This is a genomic window from Paracraurococcus lichenis, from assembly GCF_030657435.1.
GTDB lineage: Bacteria > Pseudomonadota > Alphaproteobacteria > Acetobacterales > Acetobacteraceae > Paracraurococcus > Paracraurococcus lichenis.
Map to the genome: position 1 here is coordinate 130834 of NZ_JAUTWS010000016.1, position 9558 is coordinate 140391.

Here is a 9558-nt window from a genome sequence, read left to right on the forward strand (position 1 = left end):
CGGCACCGGCCGGCCCCGGCAGGCGCTTGACCCGGCAGCGGGCCTTGCGCATCTGCCCCGCGGACCCCGGCATCCCATCGCGGCCGGGGCGGCGGAGTGTTTTCCCGGCATGACCACGACTGCGTCCACCCCCCGGAAGCGGCTCTTCATCCGGACCTGGGGCTGTCAGATGAACGTCTATGACAGCGCCCGGATGGCCGATGTCCTGGCGCCCATCGGCTATGTGCCGACGGAGACGCCGGAGGGGGCCGACATGGTCATCCTCAATACCTGCCACATCCGGGAGAAGGCGACGGAGAAGCTCTTCTCCGAGCTCGGCCGGCTGCGGGAAGCGAAGGCGGCGAGGCGGGCGGAAGGCGGGGAGATGGTGCTCGCCGTCGCCGGCTGCGTCGCCCAGGCGGAAGGGGCGGAGATCACCGCCCGCGCCCCCTGGGTGGACATCGTCCTCGGGCCGCAGACCTATCACCGCCTGCCGGAGATGGTCGCCCGCGCCAGCCGCGCCGCAGGCGCCGTGATCGAGACCGAGTTCCCCGCCGAGGACAAGTTCGACCACCTGCCGGATGCCGCCGCCCCGCAGGGGGTGACCGCCTTCCTCACGGTGCAGGAGGGCTGCGACAAGTTCTGCAGCTTCTGCGTCGTGCCCTATACCCGCGGCGCCGAGTTCTCCCGCCCCGTCGCGCAGGTGCTGGCCGAGGCGAAGCGGCTGGTCGCGGCCGGGGCGCGGGAGGTGACGCTGCTCGGCCAGAACGTCAACGCCTGGCATGGCGAAGGCCCGGATGGCCGCGACTGGGGCCTCGGCCGGCTGCTGCGGGCACTGGCGGAGATCCCCGGCCTGCTGCGGCTGCGCTACACCACCAGCCATCCGCGGGACGTGGACGAGGACCTGATCGCGGCGCATCGCGACCTGCCCAGCCTCATGCCCTTCCTGCACCTCCCGGTGCAGAGCGGCAGCGACCGGGTGCTCGCCGCCATGAACCGCGGCCATACCGCGGCCGATTTCCTCCGCATCGTCGACCGCCTGCGGGAGGTGCGGCCGGACCTCGCCCTCTCCTCCGACTTTATCGCCGGCCATCCCGGCGAGACGGCCGAGGATTTCGAGCGGACCATGGACCTCGTCCGCCGGGTCGGCTTCGCCCAGGCTTTTTCTTTCAAATACTCATCGCGCCCTGGAACGCCGGCCGCCGGCGCGCCATTTCAGGTGCCGGAGGCGGACAAGGATGCACGGCTGCAGGCGCTCCAGGCGCTGCTCAGGGACCAGCAGGACGCGTTCAATCGCTCGCGCGTCGGCATGACCTTCCCCGTGCTCTTCACCGGCCCCGGCCGGCATCCCGGCCAGGTCGCCGGCCGCACCCCCTGGCTGCAGCCCCTGCACCTGACCGGACCGCTGTCGCTGGTCGGCACCGAAGCCCCCGTCACGGTGCTCGCCGCGCATCCGAACTCCCTCTCCGGCCGGCTGGCAGCCGGGGAGGCCGTCTCCCATGTCCAGCCCGAAGAGGAGCCTGCGCCCGCTTGAACACCGCCGCCATCGCCCTCCGGCCCGGGGAAAGGGGCGCCCTGCCGCGCCCGGTTCCCTCCACCCCCGAACAGCGGACCGTCACCCTGCAGTTCGACGACAATGCCCTGCTCCCCCTGCTCTACGGGGAACACGACCGCCACCTCGCGCGGATCGAGCAGCGGCTCGGGGTAAGGCTCGGCTCCCGCGGCAACCGATTGACCATCGCGGGGACGCCGGAGCGGACCGAGGTGGCCGAGGCCGCGCTGCGGGCCTTGTGGCGGCGGCTGGAGAAGGGGCAGGGCGTGACCACGGCGGATGTGGAGGCGGCGCTGCGCATGGCGGAAGGCGAGGCGGAGAACGACCCGCGCCTGCCGCTGCAGGACACGCCGGAGATCCGGACCCGCAAGGCGGCCATCGCCCCGCGCAGCCCGGCCCAGGCGGCCTATATCGACATGCTGGCCCGGCACGAGATGGTCTTCGGCGTCGGCCCGGCCGGCACGGGGAAGACCTACCTGGCCGTGGCCCAGGGCGTCGCGCTGCTCCAGGCCGGCCGCGTCGACCGGATCGTGCTCTCGCGGCCGGCGGTCGAGGCGGGCGAGCGCCTGGGCTTCCTGCCCGGCGACATGAAGGAAAAGGTGGATCCTTACCTCCGGCCCCTTTATGACGCACTGCACGACATGCTGCCGGCGGAACAGGTGGCCCGGAGGATTGCATCCGGGGAGATCGAGATCGCGCCCCTCGCCTTCATGCGCGGGCGCACGCTGGCGCACTGCTTCGCCATCCTGGACGAGGCGCAGAACACCACGCCGGCGCAGATGAAGATGTTCCTCACCCGCATGGGCGAGGGGACGAGGATGGTGATCACCGGCGATCCGACCCAGGTCGATCTGCCCGGTGGCCAGCAGAGCGGGCTGGCCGAGGCGCTGCGCATCCTGGACGGGGTGCCGGGCATCGGGGTGGCCCGCTTCGACGAGCGCGACGTGGTGCGCCACCCGCTGGTGGCGCGGATCGTCGCGGCTTACGGGCGTGCCGACGTCTCTGCCGAACAGCAGGGCCGCCGGGGGAAGAAGGAACAGGATGGAACCGGGAAGTAGCCGTCCCGGCCTGGCGGGGGACCCTCCCCCCGCCGATGCCGGGATCTGGGATGAGGAGGACCAGCCTCCGCAATCCGTGGAGGTCGAGGTGATCCTGGCCGAGCCGGCCTGGCGGCGCCTGGTGCCGCGGGCCGAGGCCCTGGCCCGCCGCGCCGTCGCCGCCGCGCTGCAGGGCAGCGGGGAGGCCGGCACCGTCAGCGTCCTGCTGGCGGACGACCGCGAACTGAGGCGCCTGAACGGCGCGCATCGCGGCAAGGACAAGCCCACCAACGTGCTGAGCTTCCCGGGCACGGGGGGGCATCTCGGCGACATCGCCCTCGCCCTCGGCGTGGTGCGGCGGGAGGCCGCGGCTTCGGCCAAGCGGCCGGCCGCGCATTTCGCGCATCTCGTCGCCCATGGCGCCCTGCACCTGATCGGCCATGACCACCTCGCCGCCGGCGAGGCGCGGCGGATGGAGCGCGCGGAGGCGCGGGCCATGCACCGCCTCCGCCTGCCCAATCCCTGGCGCGAGGTGCCGGCATGAGCATGTCGAACTCCGAGGCGCGCGAGCACCGCCAGGGCATTCTCTGGCGGCTGCAGGGCCTCCTCCGCCGGCGGGAGGCGGAGAGCGTCCGCGACCGCATGGAGGAGCTGATCGAGGAGCGCGAGGAGCCGCGCCGCGACGGCCACCGCAATGGCGAGGACCGCGACGAGTTCAGCGCGCAGGAGCGCGCGGTGCTCGGCAATGTCCTCAAGCTGCGGGGCAAGACCGCGTCCGACGTCATGGTGCCGCGGGCCGACATCATGGCCATGCCGGAGGATTTCACGCTGGACCAGGCGATCCGGCTGATCCAGCGGGACGGCCATAGCCGCTACCCGGTCTTCCGCGGCCAGCTCGACGAGATCGTCGGCATGGTCCACATCAAGGACGTCTTCGCCGCGGTGGGGCGGGAGGCGCCCTTCGACCTCAAGGCCATCCTGCGCAAGCCGCTCTTCACCGTGCCCAGCGTGCCCGTGCTGGACCTGCTGCTGCAGATGCGCACCGCGCGCATCCACATGGCGCTGGTCGTGGACGAGTATGGCGGCATCGACGGCCTGGTCACGATCGAGGACCTGGTCGAGACCATCACCGGCGACATCTCCGACGAGCATGACGAGGACCTGCCGCCGCAGATGGTCGAGCGTCCCGACGGCACCATCGAGCTCGACGCGCGGATGCCGGTCGAGGCCTTCGAGCAGAAGATCGGCGCCGTGCTGACCGAGGAGGAGCGGGCCGCCGACATCGACACGGTGGGCGGGCTGGTCTTCACCCTGGCGGGTCGGGTGCCGGCAAGGGGCGAGCTGGTCTCGCATCCCTCGGGCCTGGAGTTCCGGGTGCTGGAGGCCGATCCCCGGCGCATCCGGCGGCTGAGGGTGAGGAAGCCCGGGACGCAGCCGGCGAAGCAGGCGGCGGAATAGCCCAGCCCGGCGATCCCGCCGAGGGAACCGATTCGCGTCTTCCCGCTTCACCCATAGGGCGAATCGAGGGGGACAGCGATGCCGTTCAAAGGCAGGCCACCCGGCAGCGGGTCGGGCGAGATGTCGCGCCGGACCCAGGCACTGCGGCCGAACATCGCGCTCGAGCCGAAGGAGGCCGCGAAGGCCCGCGCCCTGCGGCGGCAGGGCTTGGCGCCGGGCGAGATTGCGCAGCGCTTCAACGTCCCGGTCGAGGAGGTGGAGAAGGCGCTGGTGCAGATGCGCAGCCCCCGCCCCGAATCCACCCGCGGCACGCTGAACGTGACGCTGGCGGCGCACCGCTTCGTCATGGCGGAGCGGCAGGGCGAGGAGCCGCTCTGGCAGACCGTGGACCGGCTGGTGGACGAGCTGATGCGGTTGCGGCAGCAGGCGGTGAAGCCGGCCCCGGCGGCGCGGAAGCCGCGGGAGGCGAAGGCGGACGAGCTGCTGCCCGGGCTGCTGCCCGACATGCGCCCGGAGCCCGGGCCTCACTGAGGCACCCGAGGGCCGGAGGCCCGAATGGGGCCGCCCGACAAACCGGGGCGGCGCGCCGCGTTGGGGCAACATGCCCCGGCCCCGCAACACCCCTTCCCCTGATTCCGCCCCCGCCCCCCGTATTCTCCTGCCCGCAGCGCTGCCCGCGCCGGACAAGGACCCCTTCGACATCGACCAGGTCTTCCGCCTGCTGCGCGGCGCGACCGCCGGCCTGCCCAAGGCGGCGATGTTCGACCTGCGCGACCAGGGCTATGCCTCGCCCTTCGAGCAGCTCGTCGCGGCGCTGATCTCCGCCCGGACGCGGGACGAGACGACCATCCCGGTCTGCCACCGCCTCTTCGCCCGCGCCCGCAGGCCGGAGGCGATGGCCGAGCTGCCAGAGGCGGAGCTGGTCGGGCTGCTACACGGCGCGACCTTCCCCGAGCCCAAGGCGCGCGACATCCTCGCCCTCTCCCGCCAGATCGCCGCGGCCGGCGCGGTGCCGGACACGATGGAGGGCCTTCAGGCGCTGCGCGGCGTCGGGCCGAAGATCGCGGCGCTGACGCTCGGCGTCGGCTTCGGGAAGCCCGCCATCTCGGTCGACATCCACGTCCACCGCATCACCAACCGCTGGGGCTATGTCGCGGCCTCGACGCCGGAGCGGACCATGCAGGCGCTGCTGGCGGCGCTGCCGGAACGCTACTGGGTCGAGATCAACGAGCGGCTGGTGCCCTTCGGCAAGTTCGTCTGCACCGGGGAGCGGCCGCGCTGCTCCTCCTGCGCGCTGCAGCGGCAGTGCCGGCAGGTCGGGGTCACGTCGCATCGTTGAGCGGGTCCCTGCCCCTCCCCCGCCGGGCGCAGGCGGGCTAGGCTGCGGACAAAACCGGCCAGGAGGAAACCCGCATGACCCTCTCCATCCGCCCCGCCAACCCCGAGCGCCCGGACTTCGTGGGCGAGGTCTCGGGCGTCTCCATCCGCGACGGCGTCTCGGCGGCCGAGGCCGCGGCGATCGAGGCGGGGATGGACCGCTACGGCGTCCTCGTCTTCCGCGACCAGGACATCGACGACGCGCAGCAGATCGCCTTCAGCCGCCATTTCGGCCCGCTGGAGATGGCCACCGGCGACATCGTGCAGGGCGAGCAGCGGCGGCTGTCGATGGAGGTGAACGACATCTCCAACCTCAATCGCGACGGCTCGGTCATGGCGCGGGACGACCGCAAGCGGCTCTTCTCGCTCGGCAACATGCTCTGGCACAGCGACAGCAGCTTCAAGGCGACGCCGGCCAAGTTCTCCCTGCTCTCGGCCCGGGTCATCCCCGGGGCGGGCGGCAACACCGAATTCGCCGATATGCGCCGGGCCTGGGACACGCTGGAGGAGGAGACGAAGGCGCAGGTGCGCGACCTCATCTGCGAGCACAGCCAGATCTACTCGCGCGGCACGCTGGGCTTCACCGACTTCACGGAGGAGGAGCGGGCGAAATGGGCGCCGGTGCCGCAGCGCCTGGTGCGGCGGCATCCGCGGACGGGGCGGCTCTCGCTCTTCCTGTCGTCGCATGCCGGCGCCATCCAGGGCTGGCCGATCCCCGAGGCGCGGGCGCTGCTGCGCGACCTGACGGAGCACGCGACGCAGCGCGAGAACGTCCATGCCCATGTCTGGCGGCCGCATGACCTGGTGATGTGGGACAACCGCGTCACCATGCACCGCGCCCGGCGCTATGACGCCAAGGCGGTGCGCGACCTGCACCGGACGACGGTCGCCGACATGGCCCCGACGCTCGAGCAGGCGGCCTGACGCCGCACCGGTGACAGGTGGCCCCTGGCCAGCCGCAACGCCAGGGGCCACACCGAACCATCTGCTACACCGAGGTCGAACAAGCGGCTGCGACCCCGGACGGACTCCATGCCTGCCCTGCCTCTACGCGGCATGGCGGTTCCAGCGGGACGAAATACTTCCTGGGCTCAGATCAACTGGTTGTCCTCCCCGTCGCCCGGAAATCGGGACACCGGGGTCGCCGCAGGTTTCGGACCGGGCCTCGTCGGCACGGCCATCCGCGGCTTCGGGATGAAGAAGGCTGCAATCAGGCTGAACAGAAAGGTCACGAAACGGCCAGGGAGCCGGAAAGCACCCCCGAGGCCCTGATGGGCGGTCTGCAATGGCGTCTCCTGCAATCGATCCGGTAATGGTTTCTCCCTGCCTGGAACACGATGTCCGTACCCGGCACGGGAACCCTAGGCAGCCGGTCGCACCCTGGCATCCAACACATGATATATGCCGCGGAAAGGAAACGCCCGTTGAGCGGAGCGTGACGTCGCGCCGGGCTATTCGTCCCGCCGCGGGCGGGAGAGCAGGCGGGCCATGGCCTCCGGCACCGTCAGTGCCCCGGCCAGCAGGTCGGCGACCGCCTCGCAGATCGGCAGTTCGACGCCCGCCGCCCGGGCGCGCGCGACCAGCGCCGGGGCGGTCGACACCCCCTCGGTGACGCCGACACGTTCGGCCAGCACCTCCGGCAAGGTCCGGCCGCGGCCGAGCGCCAGGCCGAGGGAGGTATTGCGGCTGGCCGGGCCGCTCGCCGTCAGCAGCAGGTCGCCGAGGCCGGAAAGGCCGGCCGCCGTCTCCGCCTTCCCGCCGAGCGCGACGGCGAGGCGCGAGAGCTCCGCGACGCCGCGGGTGACGAGGGCGGCGCGGGCATTCTCGCCGAGGCCGGCGCCGATGACCGCGCCGGCGGCGATGGCGATGACGTTCTTCGCCGCCCCGCCCACCTGCACGCCAATGGGATCGTCCGAGCCGTAGAGGCGGAAGGCCGGCGTCGCCAGCAGGTCGCCGATGCGCTCGCGCAGCGCCGCGTCGCGGCCGGCGATGACGGCGGCGGCGGGCAGGCCGGCGGCGACCTCATGCGCGAAATTGGGGCCGGAGAGCACGGCGGCGGGGGCACCGTGGCGCAGCGCCTCCAGGATCTCGAGCGGCAGGAGCAGCGTACCCTGCTCCACGCCCTTGGCGGCGAGGACGAGAGGCGGTGCCGCGGCGGGCAGGCCGGCGAGGACGCCGCGGAGGTGCTGGGCCGGGACGGCGAGGATCGCCGCCTCGGCACCCTGCAGCGCCGCGGCGAGGTCGGCGGTGACGGACAGGGCCTCGGGCAGCGCGATGCCGGGCAAGTAGCGGGTATTCTCCCGTGCCACCGCGATGGCCGCGGCGCGGGCGGGATCGCGGGCCCAGAGCGCGACCTGCCGCCCGGCGCGGGCCGCCTGCAGGGCCAGGGCGGTACCCCAGGCGCCGGCGCCCAGCACGGCCAGCCGTGCCATCGCTATTCCTCCGCGATCCGGGTCATGGCCCAGCCCTGGCCGGGCTCGCCCTCCCCCAGCCTGTCCAGCAGCGCGGCGAGGATGGCGCCACCCTGCTCCTCGAACCGCCAGGGCGGGTTGGCGACAAGCAACCCGCAGCCGTTCAGCCGCTGCGGGTCGGTCGGCTCGCGCAGCCAGAGCTCGGCGGCGACCAGGTCGCGCACCCCGCTCTCCCGCAGCGCGGTGTGGAAGGCGCGGACCGGGGCACGGTGCTTGATCGGGTACCAGCAGGCCTGGATGGCAGCGCGGAAGCGGTGGCTGACCAGCGCGATGCCCTGGGCCAGGCGGTCGAATTCGCCCTCCTGCTCGAAGGGCGGGTCGACCAGGACGAGACCCCGCTTCTCCGGGAAGGGGGTCAGCGCCTTCAGCGCCTCCCAGCCGTCGCGGTGATGCACGGCCACCTGCGGGTCGCGGCGAAACAGGGCGCGGAGGGTGGCGTGGTCCTCCGGGTGCAGCTCGCAGGCCAGCAGGTGGTCCTGCGGGCGCAGCAGGGCGCGGACCAGGGCGGGGGAGCCGGGATAGGTCGCGGGAGCACCGGCCTGGCGCACGAGGCCGACGTAGTCGGCGAGCGGCCCCTCGGCGATGTCGAGCAGCCGGCCGATGCCGCGCCGCCACTCGCCGGTGCGCTCGGCCTCGCTGGCCGCGAGGTCGTAGTGGCCAATGCCCGCATGGGTATCGAGCACGCGGAAGGGCTTCTCCTTCGCCGCCAGCGCGCGCAGCAGCCAGACCAGCAGCGCATGCTTCATGCAATCGGCGAAGTTGCCGGCGTGGAAGGCGTGTCGGTAGTTCATGGCATGGCGGACTCAGGCCGGTCCAGGGGTCGCTTGACCCCTGGCGGGGTGGTCTGGAGGGGCAGCGCCCCTCCAGTCTCAGTGGCGACGGATGACCTCGCCGTGCCGCGCCTCCGCCGGCAGGCAGAGCGCGGCGATCTGCGGCGCCACCTGTTCCGGCTGCGCCAGCGTCGCCGGGTCCTCGCCGGGCATGGCCATGCCGCGCAGCTTGGTGGCGACCGGGCCGGGATCGAAGAGGTTCACCCGCAGCGGCGTCGTGGTGACCTCCGCCGCCCAGGACTTCGCCAGGTGCTCCTGCCCCGCCTTGCCGAAGCCGTAGAGGCCCCAATAGGCGCGCGGCTCCGCCACCAGCCCGTCGGTCAGGACCACGGCCCGCCCGGCCGGCGCGGCACGCAGCGGCGGGTCGCAGGTGCGGATCAGCCGCCAGCAGGCGGAGAGGTTGACCGCCACCGCCTCCTGCCAGTCGCGCGGCATGATGTGCGCGACCGGCGTCAGCTTCGCCAGCAGGCCGGCGGCATGCACCAGGATATCGAGCCGGCCGAAGCGCTGGGCGATGGAGGGCCCGACCATGTCGAGCTTCTCGCCGTCCTTGATGAGGTCGAGCGGGAAGAGCGTGGCCTGGCCGCCGAGGGCGCGGATGGCGTCGTCCACCTCCTCGAGCGCGCCCTGGGTGCGGGCGGTCAGCACGCAATGGGCGCCGAGGCGGGCCAGCTCGATCGCCGTCGCGGCACCGATGCCGCGGGACGCGCCCGTCACCAGCGCGACGGAGCCTTCAAGCGGCTTCATGGCGCGCCCCACGGGCCATTGTCAGCTTCGCTGGCCCAAGGGCCAGCTACGTGGTCGGCTTCGCTGGCCCAAGGGCCAGCTACGCGGGACGCACCCGTCACCAGCGC

Annotated in this window: 11 protein-coding genes; 7 read left to right on the forward strand and 4 right to left on the reverse strand. The window is 72.8% G+C overall.

Features of this window, described 5'->3' with window-relative positions; translation table 11 throughout:
• Positions 1–109 precede the first annotated feature (109 nt).
• From miaB to Q7A36_RS18075, 7 genes are all read left to right on the forward strand, one after another.
• Entirely contained in the window at positions 110–1513 is a 1404-nt protein-coding gene (miaB, locus tag Q7A36_RS18045; RefSeq protein ID WP_305105121.1) for a tRNA (N6-isopentenyl adenosine(37)-C2)-methylthiotransferase MiaB, read from the forward strand.
• On the forward strand, positions 1510–2589 hold the full coding sequence (locus tag Q7A36_RS18050; RefSeq protein ID WP_370655676.1) for a PhoH family protein: 1080 nt from the start codon (positions 1510–1512) through the stop codon (positions 2587–2589). Before miaB ends, Q7A36_RS18050 begins: the two co-directional genes overlap by 4 nt.
• Complete coding sequence (gene ybeY / locus Q7A36_RS18055; protein WP_305105122.1) at positions 2573–3112, forward strand: rRNA maturation RNase YbeY; 540 nt, start codon at positions 2573–2575, stop codon at positions 3110–3112. The genes Q7A36_RS18050 and ybeY overlap by 17 nt, the downstream gene beginning before the upstream one ends.
• The gene (locus Q7A36_RS18060; RefSeq protein WP_370655677.1) at positions 3109–4026 is read left to right on the forward strand and encodes a hemolysin family protein; all 918 of its coding nucleotides are present in this window, start codon (positions 3109–3111) and stop codon (positions 4024–4026) included. Before ybeY ends, Q7A36_RS18060 begins: the two co-directional genes overlap by 4 nt.
• Before the next feature lie 78 nt (positions 4027–4104).
• Entirely contained in the window at positions 4105–4557 is a 453-nt protein-coding gene (locus Q7A36_RS18065; RefSeq protein WP_305105123.1) for a hypothetical protein, read from the forward strand.
• A gap of 70 nt (positions 4558–4627) precedes the next feature.
• Positions 4628–5365, forward strand: coding sequence for an endonuclease III (locus tag Q7A36_RS18070; protein WP_305105124.1), 738 nt, complete (start codon positions 4628–4630; stop codon positions 5363–5365).
• A 74-nt stretch (positions 5366–5439) separates the two neighbouring features.
• Positions 5440–6327: a TauD/TfdA dioxygenase family protein gene (locus Q7A36_RS18075; RefSeq protein ID WP_305105125.1), complete on the forward strand. Its 888-nt coding sequence runs from the start codon at positions 5440–5442 to the stop codon at positions 6325–6327.
• A gap of 167 nt (positions 6328–6494) precedes the next feature.
• Here the strand turns inward: Q7A36_RS18075 and Q7A36_RS18080 are convergent, their stop codons facing one another.
• From Q7A36_RS18080 to Q7A36_RS18095, 4 genes are all read right to left on the reverse strand, one after another.
• The gene (locus Q7A36_RS18080; protein WP_305105126.1) at positions 6495–6689 is read right to left on the reverse strand and encodes a hypothetical protein; all 195 of its coding nucleotides are present in this window, start codon (positions 6687–6689) and stop codon (positions 6495–6497) included.
• Between the two features lie 165 nt (positions 6690–6854).
• Positions 6855–7835, reverse strand: a complete 981-nt coding sequence (locus Q7A36_RS18085) for an NAD(P)H-dependent glycerol-3-phosphate dehydrogenase (protein WP_305105127.1) — start codon at positions 7833–7835, stop codon at positions 6855–6857.
• A gap of 2 nt (positions 7836–7837) precedes the next feature.
• Positions 7838–8665 carry a 23S rRNA (adenine(2030)-N(6))-methyltransferase RlmJ gene (locus Q7A36_RS18090; protein ID WP_305105128.1) on the reverse strand — a complete coding sequence of 276 codons (828 nt, stop codon included), beginning with the start codon at positions 8663–8665 and terminating at the stop codon, positions 7838–7840.
• 78 nt (positions 8666–8743) lie between these two features.
• On the reverse strand, positions 8744–9451 hold the full coding sequence (locus Q7A36_RS18095; protein ID WP_305105129.1) for an SDR family NAD(P)-dependent oxidoreductase: 708 nt from the start codon (positions 9449–9451) through the stop codon (positions 8744–8746).
• Positions 9452–9558: the final 107 nt, after the last annotated feature.

What these genes read in the sequence shown, in the direction of transcription:
- miaB (WP_305105121.1), top strand. Translation starts at nt 110, where the DNA reads ATGACCACGACTGCGTCCACCCCCCGGAAGCGGCTCTTCATCCGGACC.
- ybeY (WP_305105122.1), top strand. Translation starts at nt 2,573, where the DNA reads ATGGAACCGGGAAGTAGCCGTCCCGGCCTGGCGGGGGACCCTCCCCCC.
- Q7A36_RS18060 (WP_370655677.1), top strand. Translation starts at nt 3,109, where the DNA reads ATGAGCATGTCGAACTCCGAGGCGCGCGAGCACCGCCAGGGCATTCTC.
- Q7A36_RS18065 (WP_305105123.1), top strand. Translation starts at nt 4,105, where the DNA reads ATGCCGTTCAAAGGCAGGCCACCCGGCAGCGGGTCGGGCGAGATGTCG.
- Q7A36_RS18070 (WP_305105124.1), top strand. Translation starts at nt 4,628, where the DNA reads ATGCCCCGGCCCCGCAACACCCCTTCCCCTGATTCCGCCCCCGCCCCC.
- Q7A36_RS18075 (WP_305105125.1), top strand. Translation starts at nt 5,440, where the DNA reads ATGACCCTCTCCATCCGCCCCGCCAACCCCGAGCGCCCGGACTTCGTG.
- Q7A36_RS18085 (WP_305105127.1), bottom strand. Translation starts at nt 7,835, where the DNA reads ATGGCACGGCTGGCCGTGCTGGGCGCCGGCGCCTGGGGTACCGCCCTG.
- Q7A36_RS18090 (WP_305105128.1), bottom strand. Translation starts at nt 8,665, where the DNA reads ATGAACTACCGACACGCCTTCCACGCCGGCAACTTCGCCGATTGCATG.
- Q7A36_RS18095 (WP_305105129.1), bottom strand. Translation starts at nt 9,451, where the DNA reads ATGAAGCCGCTTGAAGGCTCCGTCGCGCTGGTGACGGGCGCGTCCCGC.